This is a genomic window from Paractinoplanes tereljensis (assembly GCF_016862435.1).
GTDB lineage: Bacteria > Actinomycetota > Actinomycetes > Mycobacteriales > Micromonosporaceae > Actinoplanes > Actinoplanes tereljensis.
Window position 1 is genome coordinate 339208 of the sequence record NZ_BOMY01000002.1, and the last position, 22012, is coordinate 361219.

General features: G+C 69.6%; 17 protein-coding genes. 10 read left to right on the forward strand and 7 right to left on the reverse strand.

From position 1 onward, the window contains the following. The first annotated feature begins 17 nt into the window (after window positions 1–17). Both Ate02nite_RS02805 and Ate02nite_RS02810 read left to right on the forward strand, forming a co-directional pair. Window positions 18–1478 carry a GGDEF domain-containing protein gene (locus Ate02nite_RS02805; RefSeq protein ID WP_239147106.1) on the forward strand — a complete coding sequence of 487 codons (1461 nt, stop codon included), beginning with the start codon at window positions 18–20 and terminating at the stop codon, window positions 1476–1478. Between the two features lie 393 nt (window positions 1479–1871). Then, window positions 1872–2573, forward strand: coding sequence for a hypothetical protein (locus tag Ate02nite_RS02810; protein ID WP_203798321.1), 702 nt, complete (start codon window positions 1872–1874; stop codon window positions 2571–2573). A 63-nt stretch (window positions 2574–2636) separates the two neighbouring features. Here Ate02nite_RS02810 and Ate02nite_RS02815 read toward each other — a convergent pair whose 3' ends face one another. From Ate02nite_RS02815 to Ate02nite_RS02825, 3 genes are read right to left on the reverse strand one after another with little or no spacing between them, the layout of a single operon-like run. After that, the gene (locus Ate02nite_RS02815) at window positions 2637–3074 is read right to left on the reverse strand and encodes an acyl-CoA thioesterase (RefSeq protein ID WP_203798323.1); all 438 of its coding nucleotides are present in this window, start codon (window positions 3072–3074) and stop codon (window positions 2637–2639) included. Next, window positions 3071–3703, reverse strand: coding sequence for a TetR/AcrR family transcriptional regulator (locus tag Ate02nite_RS02820; RefSeq protein WP_203798325.1), 633 nt, complete (start codon window positions 3701–3703; stop codon window positions 3071–3073). The genes Ate02nite_RS02815 and Ate02nite_RS02820 overlap by 4 nt, the downstream gene beginning before the upstream one ends. A 52-nt stretch (window positions 3704–3755) precedes the next feature. Next, window positions 3756–4385: a TMEM175 family protein gene (locus Ate02nite_RS02825; RefSeq protein ID WP_203798327.1), complete on the reverse strand. Its 630-nt coding sequence runs from the start codon at window positions 4383–4385 to the stop codon at window positions 3756–3758. Between the two features lie 259 nt (window positions 4386–4644). On the opposite strand from Ate02nite_RS02825, the gene Ate02nite_RS02830 reads away from it, so the two are divergent. The 4 genes from Ate02nite_RS02830 to Ate02nite_RS02845 are packed head-to-tail and all read left to right on the forward strand — an operon-like array spanning window position 4645 to window position 9273. Continuing rightward, complete coding sequence (locus Ate02nite_RS02830; protein ID WP_203798329.1) at window positions 4645–6378, forward strand: sensor histidine kinase; 1734 nt, start codon at window positions 4645–4647, stop codon at window positions 6376–6378. Beyond that, window positions 6369–7010 carry a response regulator gene (locus tag Ate02nite_RS02835; protein WP_203798331.1) on the forward strand — a complete coding sequence of 214 codons (642 nt, stop codon included), beginning with the start codon at window positions 6369–6371 and terminating at the stop codon, window positions 7008–7010. Before Ate02nite_RS02830 ends, Ate02nite_RS02835 begins: the two co-directional genes overlap by 10 nt. A 54-nt stretch (window positions 7011–7064) precedes the next feature. Continuing rightward, window positions 7065–8279 (forward strand): MFS transporter, encoded by a 1215-nt coding sequence (locus Ate02nite_RS02840; RefSeq protein ID WP_203798333.1) that lies wholly within the window; start codon window positions 7065–7067, stop codon window positions 8277–8279. A 16-nt stretch (window positions 8280–8295) separates the two neighbouring features. Further along, complete coding sequence (locus tag Ate02nite_RS02845) at window positions 8296–9273, forward strand: hypothetical protein (RefSeq protein WP_203798335.1); 978 nt, start codon at window positions 8296–8298, stop codon at window positions 9271–9273. 2 nt (window positions 9274–9275) lie between these two features. Here the strand turns inward: Ate02nite_RS02845 and Ate02nite_RS02850 are convergent, their stop codons facing one another. Next, entirely contained in the window at window positions 9276–10382 is a 1107-nt protein-coding gene (locus tag Ate02nite_RS02850) for an RCC1 domain-containing protein (RefSeq protein ID WP_438871146.1), read from the reverse strand. Window positions 10383–10690: 308 nt separating this feature from the next. On the opposite strand from Ate02nite_RS02850, the gene Ate02nite_RS02855 reads away from it, so the two are divergent. The 3 genes from Ate02nite_RS02855 (at window position 10691) to Ate02nite_RS02865 (ending at window position 13289) form a co-directional block, all read left to right on the forward strand. Next, window positions 10691–11152 (forward strand): DUF8821 family protein, encoded by a 462-nt coding sequence (locus Ate02nite_RS02855; protein WP_203798345.1) that lies wholly within the window; start codon window positions 10691–10693, stop codon window positions 11150–11152. 9 nt (window positions 11153–11161) lie between these two features. Further along, window positions 11162–12481, forward strand: a complete 1320-nt coding sequence (locus Ate02nite_RS02860) for an MFS transporter (protein ID WP_239147071.1) — start codon at window positions 11162–11164, stop codon at window positions 12479–12481. Between the two features lie 388 nt (window positions 12482–12869). Beyond that, on the forward strand, window positions 12870–13289 hold the full coding sequence (locus Ate02nite_RS02865) for a hypothetical protein (RefSeq protein ID WP_203798347.1): 420 nt from the start codon (window positions 12870–12872) through the stop codon (window positions 13287–13289). On the opposite strand, the gene Ate02nite_RS02870 is transcribed toward Ate02nite_RS02865, so the two are convergent. Together Ate02nite_RS02870 and Ate02nite_RS02875 are read right to left on the reverse strand one after the other, a co-directional pair. Next, window positions 13252–13926 carry a sulfite exporter TauE/SafE family protein gene (locus Ate02nite_RS02870; RefSeq protein ID WP_203798348.1) on the reverse strand — a complete coding sequence of 225 codons (675 nt, stop codon included), beginning with the start codon at window positions 13924–13926 and terminating at the stop codon, window positions 13252–13254. The genes Ate02nite_RS02865 and Ate02nite_RS02870 overlap by 38 nt on opposite strands. A gap of 48 nt (window positions 13927–13974) precedes the next feature. After that, window positions 13975–18975 carry a family 43 glycosylhydrolase gene (locus tag Ate02nite_RS02875; protein WP_203798350.1) on the reverse strand — a complete coding sequence of 1667 codons (5001 nt, stop codon included), beginning with the start codon at window positions 18973–18975 and terminating at the stop codon, window positions 13975–13977. A gap of 116 nt (window positions 18976–19091) precedes the next feature. On the opposite strand from Ate02nite_RS02875, the gene Ate02nite_RS02880 reads away from it, so the two are divergent. Next, window positions 19092–21473 (forward strand): pentapeptide repeat-containing protein, encoded by a 2382-nt coding sequence (locus tag Ate02nite_RS02880; RefSeq protein ID WP_203798352.1) that lies wholly within the window; start codon window positions 19092–19094, stop codon window positions 21471–21473. 49 nt (window positions 21474–21522) lie between these two features. Here Ate02nite_RS02880 and Ate02nite_RS02885 read toward each other — a convergent pair whose 3' ends face one another. After that, window positions 21523–21990 carry a MarR family winged helix-turn-helix transcriptional regulator gene (locus Ate02nite_RS02885; protein WP_239147072.1) on the reverse strand — a complete coding sequence of 156 codons (468 nt, stop codon included), beginning with the start codon at window positions 21988–21990 and terminating at the stop codon, window positions 21523–21525. Between the last annotated feature and the right edge of the window lie 22 nt (window positions 21991–22012).

Consider the following 22012-nt stretch of genomic DNA (forward strand, 5'->3'; position numbering starts at 1 on the left):
CGACGGGAGCGGCCGTGATGATGCGACTGCGTGGGCAGCTTGCTGTGGTGATCACGGTGGCGGCGGTCTTTCAGGTCGTGGTGCCGTGGCTTCCGGCTGGCCTTGGGCGGAGCGTCTCCGACGTGCTCGTCACGCTGTTCGCGGGGACTGCGGCCGTTGTCTATCTGCGGCGGGTTCGGCAGGAGTCCGGGCGGGCGCGGCACGCCGTACAGGTGGGGGTCGCTTCTTCTGGGTTGTGGGCCTTTGCGAATCTGCTGTTTTTGGTCAATGAGGTTTTTGGGCTGCCGGTTCTGACCACCGTGGGCAACTACGGGTCGATCGTCGCGGCTGCGCTGCTGCCTATCGGGATGCATCTCAACGCGCCGCCTACCCGCGGTGCCGAGCTCTTCCGGGGGCTCATCGACGTGGCCGCGGTGGCCGGGGCGGTATTTGCGCTCACCTGGCTGTACGTGATCTCGTCGGCCTCGGCCAGCTCTGGCATGACCGGCGGCTTCGCTACCGCGCTCACCGTGCCTGAGGTCCTCGCGGCGGCGCTTGCCCTGGTCACTATGTCTCGCAATCTCTCGGCCGACGGTGGGCGGGCGCCTCGTCTGCTCGGTGCGGCCGCTGTGGTGCTGGCCCTTGCGGCTCTCATCGCGCTGCGCAACGGGGCCGATGAGCGGCCCTGGTACAGCTTCGGGGCCGGTGCGGGGTACGTGCTTGCGGCCGGGCTCATCGGCGTGGCCAGCCGGTTCAAGATGCCGCCGGACGAGCCGGCCGGGATGCAGCGACACTTCGCGGGAGCGTGGGCGATCCTGCCGTACGTGCCGATCACGCTGACCGTCGCGGCTACCGGAGTTGAGCAGGTGCGGGTCGGGGAGCTCAGCCCGGTGCTGATCTGGGTGCTGCTGTCCACGTTCAGCCTGGTGCTGCTGCGGCAGTTCCTGACCGTACGCATCGTGGGCAGCCTGGCCGTGAAGCTGAGCGGCCAGCAGGAACAACTCCACCACCAGGCGCACCACGACGCGCTGACCAGCCTGCCCAACCGGGCCGCGTTCCACGAGCGGGGCGCCGAGATGATCGCCCGGCACGGCCGGGCCGCGGTGCTGATGCTCGACCTGGACGGCTTCAAGCCGGTCAACGACCGGCTCGGCCACGCCGCCGGGGACGACGTGCTGGTCACTGTCGCGCAGCGGCTCAACTCCGTGGTGCGCGGCGGGGACCTGGTGGCGCGGCTCGGTGGTGACGAGTTCGCGCTGGTCCTGGGTACGCCCGAGGACGACGCCCGCTGCTCCGAGGTGGCCGACCGGATTCTGCACTCGCTGGCCGAGCCCATGGAGGTGCAGGGCGAGCAGGTCACGGTGGGCGGCAGCATCGGCATCACCACCGGCGCCGGCAATCTGGGCGAACTGCTGCGGCAGGCGGACATTGCGATGTACGCCGCGAAGGCCGCCGGCAAGGGCACGATCGAGCGCTACCGGGAGCCGGCGGCGGTCTGACCCGCGGCAGGTTCAGCGGGCAGGTTTAGCGGGCAGGTTTAGCGGGCAGGTTTAGCGGGCTCCGCAGCGGGGACTTGGCCCCGGACGAAGCGCGCCGCTCCGCCGCCGAAAAATGCGTTGCCTAAATGTCATCATTGGCATTTCGGTCGCTGCGGCGACCCCAATTATTCTCTTTCGCTGGCATTCCGTGTGCCCATTTCCCGGCCGACTTCATTTGTCACAGGTGAAGCAATTCCGCGGACTCACGGAAATGATCTGAGGCGGCATGCTGCACTTGGCCTTGTTCACGACCGGCCTCGAGATTCGCATCCGCACAGGTGAGGCAGCATTTATCCGCCGTCGTGAACAGCCTCACCGAACCGCGGGATGCCCACCGAGAGAAACGGCTTTGACATGAAGAAGGCAACACGGAATCTGGTCGTCGCCGGCGCCGGCCTGCTCGCCGGAATGACGATGGGCGCCGGCCCGGCGATGGCGGACGAGCCTCCCGACTTCGATCAGACGGCGACCACGGTCTCCACCTGGTGGGGACCGGGGCCCGCTGTCCCGCTCAACCCGCACCACGTTCTGGTCATCGCGATCGGCGACGACCCGTGGCTGCTCCAGGTGGTCGACCGCCTAGCCGGCGCCCACGGCCACCCCAACGGCCCAGCATGGCCCGGCGGACCCGGCCAGCCCGGCGGACCCGGCGGTTCGGTGCCGCCCGGCAATCCGGGGATTCCGGTCGACGACAACGGCGCCGTTCCGACGCCTTCGGCCGAGCCCGCACCCGGCGTGACCGAAGCGCCCACCGCCGAACCGGCCCCGGCGGCCACCGACACGACCGGCACCGCACCCACCAGCGAGCCCACCCCAGCTGCGACCGACACGACCGGCACCGTCGAGCCGACCCCGGCCACCGCCGAGCCCACGCCCGCGGTCACCGGCACCACCACGCCGACCGTCGAGCCGACCCCGGCCGCCACGGAAACCCCGGCCACTCCGGCCGCCACGGAAACGCCGGCTGCCCCGGCCACTTCGGCTGGTGCCGGGACGACGGCCTCGACTCCGGCCGGCCCCACCGTCAATTCTGCCGCTCTGGTCGATTTCGGCTGAGATCGCAGTACTGCTTCGGGCGTGCCGGGCGTCAGGCCCGCACGCCCGAACCTCCCGGGAAGCTCAGCCGCGCAGCAGCGACGACGCCAGCTCGCGGCCCTCGTCGGTCCAGGCCGCGGGGCGCATGGTGGCCGGGTCCAGCCGGATGTTGACCCGGCGGCCCTCGGCGAACACGGTCTCGCCGTCGAGCGACGTGAACCGGAACCCGTAAGCGGCACTGCTGCTGCCCAGTTTGTCCAGCCAGAAGTGCACGGCGATGTCCCCCGTACCGCGTACCGGCACGTGGAAGGTGATGGCGTACTCCCGGACGACGTTGAAGGCGTCGGCCGTGGTCGGGCGGCCGCCGGCGAAGGAGACGCCGCGTTCCGCCCACCAATTGGTCATGGCGCGTTCGATCAGCACCGCGTAGCGCGCGTTGTGCAGCACGCCGAGGGCGTCCAGGTCGTCGAAGTGCACCGGCACGCGCGTGACGTGCCCATATTCAACTGCGGTCGCGGTCATGTCAGCTCCGGAAGAAGAGTCGGGTCGGTGGCGAGCACCCGCAGGTGCTCGTGCAGGGCGTGCCGCGCGTGCCGGAAGGTCACCGGGCCGAGGACGGGCGCCTGCATGACGGCGCACACCCCGAGCGACTCGGTCTCGTAGGCGATCCCGGCCGCGTCGGTCTCGGGTCGCAGGTCGCCGACCTCGATCGCGTCGGTGGCCAGGCTGGTCAGGAACGCCATCCAGTCGGACAACTGGACCGCCAGCCGGTCGCGGATGACGCCGGGCCGGGCGTTGTACTCGAAGTTGGCGTTGGCGAAGAAGCAGCCGCCGGGCAGATGCCCGTCCTCGTAGAAGGCGAGCCGCCGGTCGTGCACCGCCCACAGCCGCCGCACCCCGCGCGGGGCGGTCATCCCCGGCCGGATGACCTCGTCGGTCCACTGCTGCCGGGCGTGGTCGATCACCGCGAGTTGCAGTGCTTCCTTGGAGCGCCAGTGCGCGAAGAGCCCGGACTTGCTGATGCCGAGGGTGTCGGCGAGCTGCCCGAGGGACAGGCCGTCGAGGCCGGCGGTGGTGGCGAGCGGCAGGGCGCGGTCGAGCACGGCGGTGCGGGTGCGTTCCCCGCGCAGGAGGCGTCCGTCCTCGGTCATGCCCCCGACGCTACAAAACGACCGACCGTTCGTAAATAAATCGTGGCCCCCGTCACGCGGTCGGCGTGGCCGGCGCCGAGGACCGCCATCTGGTCCGGAGCAGGTGCTCGATGGGCCCGGCCAGGAACATCAGGAAGAACGCCCAGAAGTTGATCGTGTCAGCGAACACGCACCCGACGACCGTGGCGATCACCTGGGCCAGGAACATGCTCAGATTGCCGACCACCCGTTCCCGCGGCACCGGGTGGCGACCCTCGGCCAGATCGGGGTTGCGGTAGCCGATCCAGGCGAGCGCGGCGAGCGACCCGCTCGACAGCGCCAGGGTGGCGCCGTAGAAGAAAACCGTCCCGGCCGACGTGTGGAACGCGGAGATGACCGCGGTCGGGATCGGCAGCAGCACGATGGCGAAGGTCCACACCGCGCTCCACACCACCAGCCAGCCGCTGATCCTCGAGATGTGCTGGAAGAGCCGGTGGTGGCCCCACCAGAACCGGAAGATCACGGCGAAGCTCAGCAGCAGCGCCGCGAACTGGCTGCGGTGCTCGTGCACCAGATCCTCGAACGACGACACCTCGTTGACGGTCTCCAGCAGCGGCAGGATCAGCAGGGTCAGCGCGATCGCGGCCACCGCGTCGGTGAACATCACGAGTCGTTCGGAGCTGTCCCGTTCCTTCGCGATCATCGCGTCAGTATCCCGGCCAGGGCAAACGGTCGGAAGGCGGGCGGCCGGCGCGAGTTGCCGCTCCCGCGCCGGCCGCGAGACCGCTCCGGCCGCCACCGTCACGGTCCGCCTTCGCCCCCACTCAAAGTCACCGGCGTACCGAAAATGACCTTGAATGGGTTTATCGCTCAACCATATGAGGAGCCATCCGTCGGCAGTAGCAGGGAAAACCCCCAGTCGTCGCCTTGGCACACTTACCCGCTGCTGCCACGATGTGACCGTGCAGGGAAAATCGCCGGTCCGCGCGATAGCCGTCGTTTCCCTGATCGCGGCGGTGACCGCGATTCTGTCGTGGATTCCGACCTGGTCGGCGGAGTTCGCGCTCGGCACGATCTACGTTTTCGTGGTCACCTCGTTCGCGGCCAGCGGCGTCTTCCTGCTGTGGGACCGCAGCACCGGGCGCACCGGCTGGGCGATGATCGTGGCCGCGTTCTGCTACGAGGCCTCCTGGTGGTGGACCTGGCCGCCGGAGTGGGAGATCGGCCCGGCCCCGCTGATCTCGTTCCTGTTCGGCTACTGGTGGTTCGCGGTCGGCGGGCTGGCCCTGCTGCGCTACCCGGAGCCGGTGCTCAGCCGGCGCTACGAACGGGCGTACTTCGTCTACTTCGCGATCTGGATCGTCGGGGTGAAGCTGTTCATCGCGGCCGTCTCGGAACCGGAGTGGGCGGGCTGGAACCCGCATGCCTGGTGGCTGACGATCGTGCCGAACAGAAGCCTGTTCGAGACCGCGAGCGCCGTCTTCAAGATCGGCATCATCGTGCTGGCCCTGGTGCTTGTCGTGTTGCTGCTGTTGAAGATCCGCCGCAGCCGAGGGCTGGAACGCGCCGACAGCCTGCCGGTCACCGCGGCCGGCATCGCCATCGGCTTCCTGGGCAGCTTCTACATCGCCGCGCAGCTGTTCCACCTGCCGCCCCCGGTCACCGACGCGCTGCGCACGATCACCGCCCTGACCGCGCTGATCGCCCCGATCGCCTTCCTGATCAGCCTCACCCAGCGCCGGCTGGCCCGATCGAGCGTGGCCGACCTGGTGGTGCGGCTCGCCGACTGCACCTCACTCAAGGACGTGCAGACCGCGCTACGGGAGGTGCTCGGCGATCCGACCATGGTGCTCGCCGTGCAGGCCAGCCCGTCGCACTACGTGACCTGCGAGGGCTACCCGCTGACCGGCGGTGAGCTGGCCCGGTGGCGGGTGCCGATGCCGTCCGGCAACGGCCGCACCGTGGCCGTACTCCTGGTCGACCACGCCCTGCGCCGGCGCTCCGACCTGGTGCGCAGCGCGGCCGTCGCGGGCGGCCTGGTGCTGGAAAACGGCCTGCTCCGCGATGACCTGGCCGCCCAGCTGGCCCAGGTGCAGGCGTCCCGGCGGCGGATCGCCGAGGCCGGGCTGGCCGAGCGCCGCCGGATCGAACGTAACCTGCACGACGGCGCCCAGCAGCTGCTGCTGCGGGTGATGAGCAGCCTGAGCCTGGCCCGGCACCGGGCGCAGCGCGGCCGGGACCCGAGCGCGGCCATCGAGACGGCCGGCAACGACCTCGACGAGGCCCTCGCCGAGCTGCGCAACCTGGCCCGCGGCATCCACCCGGCGGTGCTCGGCGAGATGGGCCTGCAACCGGCGCTGGAGGGGGTCGCCGACCGGATGAGCATCCCGGTCACCCTGGACGTCACCGCCGACCGGCTGCCCGACCCGATCGAGGAGACCCTCTACTTCGTCATCTGCGAGGCGCTCACCAACGTCATCCGGCACGCCGAGGCCGGCCACGCCGAGGTGCGGGTGACGCTGCGCGACGACACGGTGGTAGCCCGGGTCACCGACGACGGCCGCGGCGGGGCCGGCTTCGACGGCGGCTCCGGCCTGGCCGGCCTGCGCGACCGGGTGGAGACGCTGCGCGGCGACATGACCATCGCCACCGGCGGCAACGGCACGACGGTAACGGTGGTCATCCCGTGCGAGTAGCGCTCACCGACGACACCGTGCTGTTCCGGGAGGGGCTGGCCGCGCTGCTGCGCGAGCTCGGCATCGAGGTCACCCACCAGGCCGACAACGAACGGGAGCTCCTGGCCGGCATCGCCGACGATCCGCCGGACGTGGTCATCATGGACATTCGCCTCTCGGCGCACGGCGCCGAGGGCTTGCACGCCGCCGAGAGCATCCGGCGGCGACATCCGCGGGTGGGCATTCTGCTGCTTTCCGCGTACGCCGAGACCGCTTACGCCGTACGCCTGCTGGAAGGTGGCGCGACCGGGGTCGGATACCTGGTCAAGGATCGGGTCGGCCGGGTCGAGGTGCTCGAGGACGCACTGCACCGGGTGGCCGGCGGCCAGACCGCGATCGACCCCGAGATCGTGCAACGGCTGATGGACCGCCCCAGCCGGCAACGCCCCCTCGACCTGCTCTCCGGCCAGGAACGCAAGGTGCTGCAGCACATGGCCGAGGGCCGCTCCAACAACGGCGTCGCCGAGGCCCTGTTCCTGAGCCAGAAAACCGTCGAGAAGCACATCCTGAGCATCTTCAAGAAGCTCGGCCTGGAACAACAGGGCCACGACAACCGCCGGGTGCTCGCGGTCCTGCACTGGCTGCAGGGCTGACCGCCGGTCGGAAAATGCGTCGCGTCGATCGAGACGTGTGCATAGAGTCTCGCGGTGACTACCGTGGCCGAACGTGTCCTTCCCGCCCGGCTCGGAAACCCGTTCCGGTGGCTGCTCGCCTCGTCGTGGACGTCGAACTTCGGCGACGGCGTCGCGATCGCGGCCGGGCCGCTGCTGGTGGCGGCGCTCACCGACGACGCGTTCCTGATCTCGATGGCGGCGCTGCTGCGCTGGCTGCCGCCGCTGCTGTTCGGGCTGCACGCCGGGGTGCTGTCGGACCGCCACGACCGGCGCCGGATCATCATCGTCGCCGACGGCAGCCGGGTCGTCGTGCTGGCCGCGCTGGTGGCCGCGCTGGCGTTCGACCAGCTGACCGCGGCCGGCGCCCTGGTCGCCCTCGGCCTGCTCGCGACGGCCGAGGTGTACGCCGACAACACCGGTTCCACCCTCGCGCCGATGCTCGTGCACCGGGACGACCTCCCGCTCGCGAACGCCCGCATGCAGTTCGGTTTCCTCACCCTGAACCAGCTGGCCGGGCCGCCGCTCGGGGCATTCCTGTTCGCGGTCGGCTATGCCTGGCCGTTCGTCGGGCAGGCCTTCCTGGTCTTCGCCGGGGTGCTGCTGGTGGCCCGGGTCCGGCTGCCGGCCGCCACGCCACGCGAGGCGTCCCCCGCGCTGCGGGACATCCGCGAGGGACTCGCGTGGACGGTGCGCCATCCCGCCGTACGCACCCTGGTCCTGACGATTTTGATTTTCAATGTGACCTTCGGGGCGGCCTGGGCCGTCCTGGTGATCTACGCGACCGAGCAGCTGGGCATGGGACCGACCGGGTTCGGGCTGCTCAGCACGGTGTCGGCGGTGGGCGGGCTGCTCGGCACCGGCCTCTACGGCTGGATCACCGCGCGGGTGAGCCTCGGCAACGTGATGCGAATCGGCCTGATCATCGAGACCCTGACCCACCTGGCGCTGGCCTTGACGACGACGCCGTGGGTGGCGATGCCGGTGTTCTTCGTCTTCGGTGCGCACGCCTTCATCTGGGGCACCACCTCGGTGACCGTGCGGCAGCGTGCCGTCCCGACCGAGCTGCAGGGCCGGGTCAGCAGCGTCAACACGATCGGCGTCTTCGGCGGCCTGGTCGTCGGCTCGGCCATCGGCGGCACGCTGGCCACGCATTGGGGGGTGTCCGCACCGTTCTGGTTCGCCTTCGCCGGCTCGGCGGTCTTCCTGGTTCTACTGTGGCCCCAGCTGACCCGCATCGCGCACGCATAGATATCGTCTCCCGTCCATGGAGGCTTTCTCGGCGACGCCCAGCGATGCGCAGATCAGGTCCGTGGCCCGGCGCCTGCTGCGCGGCCGGACCTGGTTCTGCCTGTTCTTCGGCCTGATCATCGTGGGTTACGCCGGGCTGCTGGCGGCGAGCGGGAACGTCGGCATCGCGCTGATCATCGGGGTGCTGGGCCCGCTCTTCGCGGTCGGCGTCCCGCCGCTCGCGGTCCTGCGGGCCACCCGCCGCATGCGGCCACAGCTGGCCCGGCCACGGACCTACCGGTTCAACGAGGACGGAATGCGCAGCACGGTGGAGAGTGCCGACAGCCTGGTCCGCTGGTCGGCCGTCGACACCCTCGACGAACTCCGGCCGGACGTCCTGCTGCTGCGCGCCCAGCGCGTACCGATGCCGGTCTTCACCGACCAGCTGTCTCCCGAGGCCCGGACCGAGCTGATCGCCTTCATCCGGGCCCACCTCTCCGCCGAATCCCCGGCGACGATCCCGCCGCCCGAGACCGCCGACGGCCCGCACTTCACCTTCTCGGCCGCGCCCAGCCCGGCACAGATCTCCGCCGGGGTCCGGCGCATCCTGCGCGTACGCCTGCTGCTCTTCGTGGCCTTCGGCCTGCTCGTCCTGGCCTACGGTCTGGTGGCGGCGGCGAAGGCCGGGCCGGCCGTCGCCGCTTTCTTCCTGGTGGTGGGGCCGCTCATCGCCGTCGTCGTCCCGGTTCTGGCCCTCTGGCGGGCCACCGCCGGCGTACGGCCGCAGTTCGCCCATCCGCGGACGTACCGCTTCGACGCCGACGGCGTGCGCATCACCGAGCCGAACTCGGCCGGCCTGATCCGCTGGGCGGCGCTCGACAAACTGGAGGTGCCGAGCGCCGACCTGCTGGTGCTGCGGGTGAACAAACGCGTGCGCCTGCTCATCTTCACCGACCAGCTGACCCCGGATATCCGGGCGGACCTGGTCGCCTTCGTCCGAACCCACACCGCGTAGCGCTACAGATTTACCCGCACCGGTGCCGGCTGCTGGGTGGTGGTGCCGTCGCCCAGTTGGCCGTTGGCGTTGTTGCCCCAGCACCACACGCTACTGCCGGTCTGCACCGCGCAGGTGTGGTAGAAGGTCGCGACGCTGGTCGTCCAGGTGGTCGCGCTGCCGACCCGGGTGGGTGCGAAGCGGGCGGTGGTGGTGCCGTCGCCCACCTGGCCCGCCATGTTGTTGCCCCAGCACCACAGGCTGCCGTCGGTGGCCGTCGCGCACGCGGTGTCCTGGCCGGCGGTGACACCGGCCCAGCCGCGGCCGGCGCCGACCTGCACCGGCGAGACCTGGTAGGTGCCGCTGACGCCGAGCTGGCCGTACCCGTTCTCGCCGAAGCACCACAACGTCGCGTCGCTGCGGTTCGCGCAGGTGAAGGTGTACCCCGCGGTCACGCCGGCCCAAGTGGTGGCCGTGCCGACCTGCGCCGGAAGGATCGAATAGCCGAGGAAGCCGAGACCGAGCTGCCCGGCCGAGCTGTCCCCCCAGCACCACAGCGTCCCGTCGGTGCGCACCGCGCAGGTGTGCGCATAACCCGTGGTGACGGTCGCCCAGTTACTCGCGGTGCCGACCCGGACCGGCACGGTCTCGTAGTAGTTCGAGTTCCCGGTGCCCAACTGCCCGAACCGATTGAAACCCCAACACCAAAGCGTTCCATCCGTACGGACAGCGCAGGTGTGACTGTCCCCGGCGCTGACGTCGGCCCAGTTGGTGGCGTCACCGACCTTCACCGGGGCGGCCCGCCGAGTGGTGCTGCCGTCGCCCAGCTGGCCACGGCTGTTGCTGCCCCAGCACCACAGCGACCGGTCCGTCCGAATCGCACAGTTGTAGCTGGTCCCAGCCTCGATCTTGGCCCAGTCGGAAGCGTCACCCACCCGGGCCGGCGCGACCCGGCCGGTGGTGGTGCCGTCCCCGAGCTGCCCGCTGTAGTTACCACCCCAGCACCACAGGGACCCATTGGCCGGAATCGCACACGTATGCGCATAGCCGGCGGCAACGCTGGAGGCAGCGGCCGCGGAGGCCGTCCCGGCCCCGAAACCAATCCCGACGATGCCGGCAAGCATCGCCATCACAACAAGAAACACTCTTCTTTTCATGTGCTGTTTTCTCCCGGAGACACAGCGGCATCATCACACCGCACAGAGGTTGAGGAGCGGTGCCCAAGCCGCTCGAAAAAGCCCTGTTCAGCGAGCGATGAGGCGCTCAGCTGTTCAGCCGGTTCCGTAAGGGATCCTGACCCACGCATCACCGCGTGTCAATGTTCGACCGTCCGGGCCGGCCGCGGCGCCACGAACGGGCGATCGGTATTCGGGGGCGGCTACCCTGCGGATCCTTGTAACGTTCGCTGCGAGTAACCACCTGACGTGGAGGAATCGTCATGGCCTACGCCGTTGACTTCGAGACCGTTTCTACCGTCGGCCTGGAGTCGTCGCCGGTGGTGGACGCGCTGGCCGGGCTGCGGGCCAACGAAGCCCGCTACTTCAAGAACAAGTACGGCCACGTCTTCACGGTCGAGCCCGCCGGCGAGGCCAAGGAGACCGTCGACTGGGTGAGTGGCATCCTCGAGGAGGAGCGTGGCCTGGTCATCTCCTCGCCGCCGCTCGAGGCGACCGCGTTCCAGGTGGAAAACATCCGGATGGCGTACGTCTTCTATCAGAGCGGCCTGTCGATCAACGTGATGTACACGATCGACGACGGCGGCAAGCGGGCCGTCGGGTTCAAGCTCTCGGACGGCATGGAGATCCCGGAAGAGCTCGGGGCGTTCAAGTTCGCCCGGCAGAAGTCGAAGCTGGCCGGCACCATCCGCGGCTCCTACTTCGTGATCAAGAAGGACCACTGAGGGGTCAGCGTGATCGAGGGTAACCGGACGGCGTTCTACCAGGTCCTGATCAACACCCTGCTCGTCTCGGTCATGAACTTCACGGTCTGGTTCGCGATCACCTTCTACGTCTATCTGCAGACGCGGTCGGTGTTCGCCACCGGTGTCATCTCCGGCATCTTCCTGGTGATGACCGCCCTCACCGGCATCTGGTTCGGCAGCCTCGTCGACCACTTCCCGAAGAAGACCGTGCTCCAGGTCTCGGCCTTGATTTCCACGATCCTGTACGCGGTGGCCCTCGCCGTCTACCTGGCCGCGCCCCGCACCGAGTTCACCGACCCGACCAGCCCGGTGCTCTGGACCGTGGTGGTGCTGCTGATGCTCGGTGTGATCGGCAGCAACCCGCGGGCCATCGCGCTCTCCACGCTGGTCACGGTGCTGATCGAGCCCGGGTCGCGGGACCGGGCGAACGGCCTGGTCGGCACCGCCTCGGGCACGTCGATTCTGGTCACCTCGGTGATCAGTGGCCTGCTGGTGGCGTTCGGCGGGATGACCTGGGTGCTGATGCTCGCGCTGGTCGTGCTCGGCGGCGCGCTGCTGCACCTGAGTCTGGTGTCGCTGCCCGAGCCGGCCCGGGACACCACGCAGAAGCGCGAGGTCGACCTGCGGGGCACGATCAGGCTGGTCCGCTCGGTGCCCGGCCTGCCCGCGCTGATCGTGTTCTCGGCCTTCAACAATCTGCTCGGCGGCATTTTCATGGCACTGCTGGACGCGTACGGCCTATCGCTGGTTTCGGTCCAGGTCTGGGGTTTGTTGTGGGGTTTCCTCAGCACGGGTTTCATCCTGGGCGGGCTGATGATCGCCCGCACCGGGCTGAGCGCCAACCCGGTCCGCGTGCTGCTGGCGATCAACCTGGTGCTGTGGGCGGTGACCGCGCTGTTCCCGCTGCGGTCGTCGGTGGTGCTGCTGTGCGCGGGCCTGTTCGTGTACATGACCCTCGCGCCGTACGCGGAAGCGGCCGAGCAGACGATTTTGCAGAAGGTCGTCCCGTATGAGCGGCAGGGCCGGGTCTTCGGTTTCGCGCAGAGTGTCGAGCAGGCCGCGTCGCCGCTGACCGCGTTTCTCATCTCGCCGCTCGCGCAGTTCTTCTTCATCCCGTTCATGACCGACGGGGCCGGCGCCCGGGCGATCGGCGACTGGTTCGGCACCGGCGCCGAGCGCGGCCTGGCTCTGGTCTTCGTATTGACCGGGATAATTGGCCTGATCGCCACCACCGCCGCCCTGCGTAGCCGCCCTTACCGCCGGTTGAGCAGCCGTTACGCGGAGGCACCGGACCCGGTCGCGTCCTGAACCACCCTTCCAGCGTTCGACATCGGCACGATCATCGCCGTCGACGACGCGTACAAGCTGACCGTCGCCGGCCCCCCACCGACGCTGTAGCGGGCGTCCGGGTTCGCGCCCGGCGCCGGCAGCCGGCGGTCACCGAGAGGACGTCGCCGGCGGTCTGGAGATAGTCGTGCATCCGGACTTCCCTTCGGAGTGATCGGCGGCACGACGTTCCCAGCCGACGGGCGGGTCCGGCCAGTGGTCCGGACCCGCCCGGACCGGGTGAATCCCGCGGCCTGGGCATTCCGGCCGGGGCCCGGCCGCGCCTACCGTCACCGCCGGATACCGGACCGCCGACTACCTGCACCAGCACGCCCGCCGCCGGCGGCGCGCCGAGCCGCTGCCGGACGCGGTGTGGCAGGCGCTGGTCGACCACCATCCGGGCGACACGCTCGACCTGGCCGACAGCGCCACCCGCCGGGGCCGCCCGGAGATCGCCCGGCTGCTGCAGGCTCGGCTCTCCCCGGTGGAGCGGCTGCAGCACTATCTCGACCGGGAGTGCCACCGCACCATGGTCAACGCCGTGATCCGCGACGGCCTGGGCGACGCCGACGACGAGGTCAACGCGCTTCTAGCGGACCGCGGGCAGTGGGCCGAGCTGCGCGAACGCTCCGACGCGGGCCGTCCCGGCGCGGCCCGCCACCTGATCGACGGCCTGGCTCGAGACGGCGACCTGGAGGCGCTGCGCGCCGAGATGCACGCCGGCACCCCACTGGCCGCCTCAATTGTTTCGCTCAACCAGGGCCGGCCAGGAACAGCAGCCCGGCGATGACGAGGCCGGCTTCGACCAGGACGACGAACGTCTGATCGCTGACCCGGTTGATGATCTTCCTGCCTACCCAGGCTCCGGCCAGCGTGGCCGGGGTGAGCGCGGCACCGTAGAGCAGCACTCGCGTGGTGAGCAGGTCACCAGCCCCGTAGACGGCGATCTTGGTCAGGTGCATGGTGATCGCGGCGGCGGCCTCGGTGCCGATGTAGGCGGCGCGGGCGAGCCCGTACGCGAGGAAGAACGGCGCGGTCAGTGGGCCGACCGAGCCGAACAGCGCGGATCCGAAGCCCGAGGCCGCGCCGACCCCGAGGAACGTGCGCGCGCTCGGCGCGCTGTGGCGTCGCCGCAGGTGACGCCACCCGACGACACCGATCAGGAAGACGCCGAGGACGCGTTTGAGCGGGCTCAGCGGGGCGTGCGCCAGAAGCAGTCCACCGGCGACGGCCAGCGGTACGGCTCCGGCCGCGAACCACCCGACGAGGTGCCATCGGATGGCGTCGCGATTGAGCCACACGCGAGAGCCGTTGCTCGACAGTTGGGTGAGCGTCAGCATCGGCACGGCGAAGCGCAGCCCGAACAGGGCGGTGAACACCGGCAGTAGCAGCACGCCACCACCGAACCCGGCAACGGCCGACAGCATCGCCAGCAGAAACGCCGCCGCCGAGGCGATCAGCAGGGTGAATATCGGCTATCTCCTCGGGGTTACCCGGAACAACTTCGGGCGGGCGCTGCTCACGTTCCCGGCCCGGTCGACGGCGCGGTACCAGATCAGGTGCAGACCCTTCTTGGACACCGTGAGCGGCTTTGCATAGGTGTGCCAGGTGCGGTCGCCGTCCAAACGGTACTGGATGAGCTGGACGCCGGAGGTCGCGTCGGTCGCGGTCAACCGGACCGTCGACGACCGCTTCGCCTTGGTCACCTTCGCGGTCGCGGCCGGCTTCACCGTGTCGCGCTTGACGGTCAGGACCTTCACCGGCGACTGGTTTCCCCAGCCGTCGGTGGCCCGGACCGACACGGTCGTCACGCCGTCGCGAACCGGGATCGGGCCGGTGTACGTGCGCCACCCGCCGCCGTCGACGCGATACTCCCGGATCGTGACGCCGGCCGGGTCGGTGGCCGTCACGAGCACCGATACCGCGGCGGTGAACCAGCCGGCCGTGCCGGTGGCCCGCGCCGGACTGGTGGTCGCGGCGACCACCGGGCCGGTCGTGTCCCGGACCAGCGGGACGCTGATGCTCTGCACCTCCGCGACGTTCCCGGCGTGGTCGGTGGCCCGGAACTGGACCTGCTGGACCCCGGTGACGGTGAACGGCTTCCGGTAGTCCTGCCAGGCCCCGCTGCCCACCCGGTAGGCGATGGCGGCGACCCCGGACTCGGTGTCCTGGGCGCTCAGCGTCACCGTCGATGTCGTGCCGGTCGTGGTCACCTGCGCCGCGGTCATCGGCGCCTCCGCGTCGACCTGCACCCGGACGTCGACCGGAGCGCTGAGGATGCGGTTGGTACCCCGCGCTCGGTACGACACGGTGTAACTGCCCGCGGGCAGGGCGACCGGGCCGGTGTAGGTGATCCAGTTGCCAGGCGTCACCGCGTACTGAAGCTCGCTGTTGCCGGCCCCGCCGGTGAGCATGAGGGTCGCGCCCGAGCCCAGCCACCCCGAAGCGGGAAGGTTGGCGGTCGGCAACACCCCCGTGTAGGTGAGCTGGTCGACGCTCTCCAGGGTCGGCACGACCGGCCGGATGAGGCCGTCGTCGTCGAAGTAGACGCGGTCGAGCGTCGTCTCCCGGTGCGTCCCGTCGCCGCCGGGGATCGCGAAGCGGTGGTAGGCGATGTACCACTCGTCGACGCCGGCCACCTGCACGATCGAGCTGTGCCCGGTGCCCAGGATGCCCTGCGAACGGTCCTTGGCCAGGATCACGCCGCGCGCGGTGAACGGGCCGTACGGGCTGGTAGCGGTGGCGTAGCCGACCCGGTAGTTCTCGCTGCGGGTGTCGTCGATCGAGTAGGTCAGGTGGTAGACGCCGTTCCGCTTGTTCATGAACAGGCCCTCGCGGAAGTCGGTGAGCCCGGTGATGGTGCGCCGCTCCCCCAGCGAGGTCATGTCCGCGTTCAGCGGGGCCACATAGGCGGTGCCGTTGCCCCAGTACAGGTAGCTCCGGCCGTCGTCGTCGGTGAACGCCGCCGGGTCGATCTGCTGCGCGCCGCCGAAGTCCTGACGGTTGACCAGCGGCGCCCCGGAGTCGGTGAACGGTCCGGTCGGCGAGTCCGAGGTCGCCACCCCGATGTTGCCGGCGGCACAGAAGTAGAAGTAGTACGTCCCGTTCGCATAGGCCGCGGTCGGAGCCCACGCGTTGGTGTGCGCCCACGAGACGTCGGCCAGATCGAGAATCGTGCCGTGCTTCGTCCAGGTGGCCAGGTCGGTGGACGACCAGACGGTGAACGTCGTACCGCTCCAGCCGTCGAAGCCGTCCGTCGTCGCATAGATGTAGTAGGTGTCGCCGAACCGCACGATGTTCGGATCGGCGTACAGGCCGGGCAGGACCGGCGACCGCATCACCCGGGTCGTCACCGTGTACCCCCGGGTCGCCCCGGCCGGACTGGTAACGGTGATGCGGCGCGCGGTGGACCAGTCGCCGGCCTCGGCGCCGGTCACCGCCGAACCACCCGCGACGGTGAAGACCGGCGCGAGGTTGCGCAGGTCGGTGCCGTCCTTGACCGGGAGCACGATGGTGCCCGCGTCGCCGTCGATCAGCGCCGGCGCCTTGAGGCTGTCGAGCGTCACGGCGGTCACCACGGTGGCGTTTGAGCCGATCTGGGCGACCTCGCCGGCCGCCAGGGACCGGTTGTACAGGCGGAAGTCGCGCATCCGGCCCTTGAAGTACTTGTCGCCGGTGTAGACCGACCGTCCGATGTAGTTCGCGGTGGTGACGCCACCACCGATCGAACCCGGCGTCAGGGTGACCGCGGCGTTCACCCCGACCTGGCGTCCGTCGAGGTAGAGCGTCGCCGTCCCACCCCCGAGCGTGTACGTCAGGGTGTGCCACGCGCCGCGGGGCAGCGCGCCGCCGCTGGTGGCGTTCTGCTCGGTGGTCCAGTTCCCCGAGGCGATCGCGGCCCGGTAGGCGCTGTCCCCGGTGCTGAAGACGTAGCCGTTGCCGGTGCCGGCGGAGGTGTTACCCATGCCCCACAGGAAGTAGGGCGTCGTCTGGGCCGGGTCGACCCAGGCCTCGACCGAGACCGTCATGGCGTCCAGCCCGGCCAGCGCGTTGTTCGGCAGTTGGAGGTAGCCGTTCGTCCCGCCGAACGTGAGGCTGCCGTCCGCGAAGGTCGCGCCACCCAGCAGTTGGGCGTTGTTGCCGTTGCCGGAGGCGTCAGCGGTGCCGGTGTCCAGCGGGTAGCGGGCGATCAGGCCGTCCGCGCCGGCCGGGAGCGGTTGCGGAGCGCCGGTGAGCCGGTCGAGTTCGGCCTTGGTGACCGGCAGGACGGTGCCGTGGCGAGGGCTGGCCGGCAGCGTGTAGGTGGCCGGCACCTTCCACTGCGGCTGGTCGAGGTCGTCGGTGCCGAGCGGGATGTAGCCGCGGCCGCCGTACTCGTCGACGAACAGGTAGTACTTGTTGCCGGAGGTGTCACCGGGGTTGGCCTTGAAGACGGTGGGGCCCTCGACCGCCGACGTCCCGGCGGCCTTGCCGATGCAGGACGCGACGATCTTCCACTTCGGGTTGTCCGGGTCCCAGGCCGGGTCGGACGCGTCGTCGACGGCCACGAGTGAGTCGGCGCGTTCCTGGATGATGTCACTGCATCCGGTGACGCCGCCCTCGTCCTTGGTGAACCGGTGATAGACGCCGTTCTCCGCGATGACCGTGCTGTCGATGCGGGAGGCACCGAAGTCCTGCCACACCTGGGCGTCGCTGAACGTCACGAAGTCACGCGTGGTCGCGTACAGCATCTTGTTGTAGGTGTTGCCGGTGTGCCCGGGGTCCGACGCGGCGTAGATCTTCGAGGCCCAGTAGACGACGTACGACCCGAGCTCCGCCGACCAGAAGGCCTCGGGGGCCCAGGTGTTGCCGGCCGTCGGCGGGGAGACCAGCACGTGCCGCTGTTGTCCCCAGGTGACCAGGTCGGTGGACTCCCAGACCTCGATGTACCGGCTGCCCTGACGCTGCGAGGCGTCCCACGACGTGCCGCCGCCGATCGACAGGTCGGTGGCGATGAGATAGAACTTGTCGCCCTCCGGGGAGCGGATCAGGAACGGGTCGCGCAGTCCCTTGGTGCCCAGGGTCGAGGCGAGGGCCGGGTTGCCGCCGTTGAGTTCCTTCCACTTCAGGGCGTTGTTGCCGTCGCTGGCCGCAAAGTAGATCTTCTCGCCGGCGACCGTGTTGCCGGTGAAGTAGGCGAAGGTGTAGCCGGCCAGCGGCGACGCGGCGGGCAGCGGCGGCACGGTGGCGGTCAGCGTGCGGGCGGTGGTGGCCGCGCCGACCCGTACCGTCGCGGTGAGCTCGACCTTGCCGGCCGGGCTCCCGGCGGCGGGCCGGTGCACCTCGCCGGTAGCGGTGATGATCGCCGGGTCGGCCGAGGCCCAGGAGACCTGGCTCTGGTAGCGGCCGGTCACCGGGAGGGTGAGGTTTCCGCGTACGTCGTCAACGTTGGCGACGGTGAGCGCGGCGGCCGCCTCGGCGGCCTTCGCGGCGTCGGACAGGTCGGCCGGCACGGTCACCGTGAAGGCGCGGGTGTCCTTGACGTCCCCGCTGCTGATCGTTGCGGTGAGGGTGACCTGGGCGTCGGCGGCCTGCCGGGTCACCGCGCCGCGGTCGCTGATCACCGCGGGATCGGACGACGACCAGGTGACCGCGCTGCCGTAGACCGGCCCGGTCGCCGGGAGCGTGAGGTCGGTGGTCACCGCGGTGGTGTCGCCGAGCGTCAGGGCCGCCCGGTCGGCCACCACCCGCACGCTGTCGGTGATGGCGATGCCGCTCGCCTCGGTGGCGCTCAGCGCCCGGTTGTAGATCCGGAAATTGCGCACCTGTCCGCGCAGATAAGCATCCGCGTTGTAGACCGAACGGCCCAGGTAGTTGGCGGTCGTCGTACCGCCGCCGAGGCCGGCCGGGGTGAGGGTGACGCCGGCCTGGCTGGCGACGGCCGTGCCGTTCAGGTAGGCGGTGGCCACCCCGGAGCTGTCCAGGGTGTACGCGATGCTCACCCACACCCCGCGCGGCAACGGCGAGGCGGAACGCGTGGTCTGCTCGGTCGACCAGTTGCCGCTCGCGATCGACGCCCGGTAGGTGTCGCCGGTGGTGAACACATAGCCGTTGCCGACGCCCGCGGCGTCGGTGTTGCCCATCGCCCAGATCATGTATGGCGTGGCCTGTGCGGGGTCGATCAGCACGTCGGCCGAGACGGTGATCTGCCGCAGTCCGGACAGGATGTCGTTCGGCAGCCGCACGTACCCGTTGGTGCCGCCCAGTTTCAGGCCGCCGGACGCCGACCAGGAGGCGTCACCGACCAAAGTGCCACCGTGCCCGTTACCGGAGTCGTCGACCACCGCGGTGCCCGCGGTCTGGCTGAGGTCGTAGCGAAGCACGAGCCCGTCGGTGACATCAGCCGACGCCGGCAGGCGACTGCCGACCAGGGCGACGGCGGTAACAGCGGTGACGGCAACAACACGGACAAACGCACGGCGTGCAACGGCAACCATGGCAGGCCTCTATCGCAGGACGAGGGGTACGCCAGCCAGAGCCCGGCGCCGATTGCCGAGAATTGTTAACGATAACAATTCACGCGTCAAGATATTCACACGCGTGAAGTCCGCCGGTGACAAAGCGCCCGCTCGACCTTGATGGCTGCTTGCCGGAGACTGCGCATGGCGGCTCGGCCGGAGATGTGGGTGGTTCAGTGGACGGTCTGGCGGTGCAGAAGCTGCGTAGTTACCGAAGCTTTGTGAGGCAGGCCCTGCAGGCGTCTCGCCGTGGCCGGGTCCTCGACTGCCGCAAGAGGAGAGTTCCGGCAGACGATGTGCGGCGAAGTTGCCTGGCCGCCGGGCGTGGCGCGGCGGGCCCGCTCGGTCTACGACTGTCCAACGCCACCGTGGTGGGATCGGCGGATCTACGGGCGTTGCGGATACCCGTGCCGTTGTCGTTCGTCAATTGCATCTTCACGGATCCGCTGCTCCTGGAGGACGCTGATCTGCATTCGCTGGAGATCAGCGATGGTCGGCTGCCCGGAGAGTTGACCGGACCGCCGGAAGCCGCGTCGTTCCTGCCCGGTCTGCGGGCCGATGGCGTGCGCGTGGCTCACGACCTGGTTCTTACCGGAACAACCATCCGCGCCGATCTCCACACGCCGGCGTCGCGCATCCGCACCGCCGCCGTATGGCTGGTGGACGCCGAGATCGGGGGTCGGCTGTTAGCCGCCGGAACACGGATCCTCTCGGCCGAAGGCCAGGCCCTTCAATGCAGCCGAGCCCGGATCCAGGGCGAGGTTCGGCTGGTAAACGGCTTCGAGGCCGTCGGCACCGTGCGTTTTCTCGCCGCCCGTCTCGCCGGTTACCTTGACCTGAGCGGAGCACAGCTCCAATGTGATCAAGGGGCTGCCCTGGATCTCAACGAGGCAGAGATCGGCGGAAGCGTCTTCCTCCTCGACGCGGTTCCGAGCCGAGCTCGCGCCGCCGTGCGTGGCCGGATCGAGATGGGCCGGACCGTTGTACGTGGCCAGCTCCTGATCCGCAACTCCGACCTGGAGCCCTCCGCTCCGGAGCGCAATCCAGAGACATCGCTGTCGGAACTCACCTCGGCCCGCCCTGCACTTCTGGCCCCTCACCTCGTGATACACGGCCGGTGTGCGATCCAGGGCGCGACCTTCATCGAAGGTGGCGTCGTCCTGCAGGGCGCCGAACTCCGCAGTGGCGCGTTATTCGGCGGCGTGACGATACGTAACCCTGGAGAAATCGCCCTCGACCTGACCAACGCCACCCTGGCAGCGGACCTGCAACTCGCCGGGGCGTCGATCCAGGGAACCGTCCGCCTGCCCAACGCCCGGGTTGCCGGAGCGGTGACCTTGAGCGGAGGCGACCTCCGCGACCCGGCTGATCGGACCAACATCGACGCGGCCGGCTTACGCGCGGAGGGTGACCTCGACCTCCGGCAGACGTACGCCGCAGGGCGCCTCGACTTCCGCGGAGCCATGATCAGCGGCTTCACCCATGCCGAAGGCGCTGTCCTCGTCAATGCGGATGGTGAAACACTCAGTCTCCGCCGGGCACAGGTCGGTGGAGACGTACGCCTCTGCGATGGCTTTCGATCGACCGGAACCGTCGTATTGGCCCACGCCGTCATCGCCGGCCAACTCAACTGCGACGGAGCCGTCCTGACCTGGCAGCCACCAACGCCGGACAAGGATGAAACACCCGACCAGCCGGGTCTGGCCCTGGACGCCGAGTCCGCGACGATCAGCGGAGGCATCCGGCTCGGCTGGATCGTGCCGAACGGCGGCGTCGACCTTTCCCAGGCGACCACGACGTATCTCGCCGATCGGCCCACCACTGACTGGCCCACCCATACCCGGCTCGGGGGATTCCGCTACGAACGGTTCGCCCACGTGCCCGACGCCCGTACTCGGATCTTGTGGCTCGCCGGACTCCGCCCCCACGACCCTCGATCATGGGAGCAAGCCGCCAGCGTGTTGCGGGCCGGCGGCGATCACGCCGGTGCCGACGAGATTCTTATCGCCCAGCGTCGATACGCCCGGAAGATTCGCGCACTGCCGCAGACCACCATGCAGCGTACGGCGGACATCATCCAAGACGTCACCGTCCGCTACGGCTTCCGGCCGCAACGCGCACTTGCACTCCTACTTCTCCTGATTGCCCTGGTAACCGCATCACTCAGCATTCCCGCAGCGGTCAGCACCATGCGGGCGACCGATCAGGACGCGGTCGTTTTCGCCACCTCCGGCGTCGCCGGCCGCCCGAGTCCGGAAGACCGATGCGGCGGGGGCCGGGTGCGTTGTTTCAACCCCTTCTTCTACGCCGTCGACACGGTCGTACCGATCATCGATCTCAAACAACGCGCCACCTGGTATCCCAGCTCCGATCGGGGCGGAAGCTACCTCGAATGGTGGCTCAACGTCTGCACGATCCTCGGATGGATTGCCTCCACCATCTTCGCCCTGTCCTTCACCCGTCTCGGACGCACATAGCCCGCCCGATGCACCCGCACCACACCCACCACCCCCAGGCAGGCCCCCGTCAGTGCGGAGGTTCGTCGTCCAGGTGGCGTTTGAGGGTTTCCATGATCTCGGCGAGGGAGCCCAGTTGAGCGGTGGTAAGCACGTCGGCGAAATGCGTCCGCACGGCCCGCGAGTGCCCCCTGGCCGCGGCCAGGAACATGGCTCGGCCTGACTCGGTCAGCGCCACCTCCGCGCCCCGGCTGTCCGAGCTGTGCCGGGAGCGACGGATCAGCCCGCGCTTCTCCATCCGGGACAGGTGATGGGACAGGCGACTCTGCTCCCAGCCGATCAGGTCGGCCAGCTCGGTCGAGCGAACCGCCTCGGACCCCCGCTCATGCAGCACGACCAAAACCGGATAGTCGGTGCCGGACAGCCCCGAGTCGGCCTGCAGCAGCCGGTCCAGGTGCCGGCGCAGCAGCGGGGTGATCTCGATGAGCGCACGCCAAGCCCGCAGCTCAGCCGCGCTAAGGGAGCCGGATTCGTCCACCTGGTCGATGCTATATGACGTG

Coding starts and splice junctions, on each gene's coding strand:
- Ate02nite_RS02810 (WP_203798321.1), top strand. CDS start 1,872: ATGAAGAAGGCAACACGGAATCTGGTCGTCGCCGGCGCCGGCCTGCTC.
- Ate02nite_RS02825 (WP_203798327.1), bottom strand. CDS start 4,385: ATGATCGCGAAGGAACGGGACAGCTCCGAACGACTCGTGATGTTCACC.
- Ate02nite_RS02805 (WP_239147106.1), top strand. CDS start 18: ATGATGCGACTGCGTGGGCAGCTTGCTGTGGTGATCACGGTGGCGGCG.
- Ate02nite_RS02850 (WP_438871146.1), bottom strand. CDS start 10,382: ATGGCGATGCTTGCCGGCATCGTCGGGATTGGTTTCGGGGCCGGGACG.
- Ate02nite_RS02845 (WP_203798335.1), top strand. CDS start 8,296: ATGGAGGCTTTCTCGGCGACGCCCAGCGATGCGCAGATCAGGTCCGTG.
- Ate02nite_RS02875 (WP_203798350.1), bottom strand. CDS start 18,975: ATGGTTGCCGTTGCACGCCGTGCGTTTGTCCGTGTTGTTGCCGTCACC.
- Ate02nite_RS02855 (WP_203798345.1), top strand. CDS start 10,691: ATGGCCTACGCCGTTGACTTCGAGACCGTTTCTACCGTCGGCCTGGAG.
- Ate02nite_RS02870 (WP_203798348.1), bottom strand. CDS start 13,926: ATGCTGTCGGCCGTTGCCGGGTTCGGTGGTGGCGTGCTGCTACTGCCG.
- Ate02nite_RS02820 (WP_203798325.1), bottom strand. CDS start 3,703: ATGACCGAGGACGGACGCCTCCTGCGCGGGGAACGCACCCGCACCGCC.
- Ate02nite_RS02815 (WP_203798323.1), bottom strand. CDS start 3,074: ATGACCGCGACCGCAGTTGAATATGGGCACGTCACGCGCGTGCCGGTG.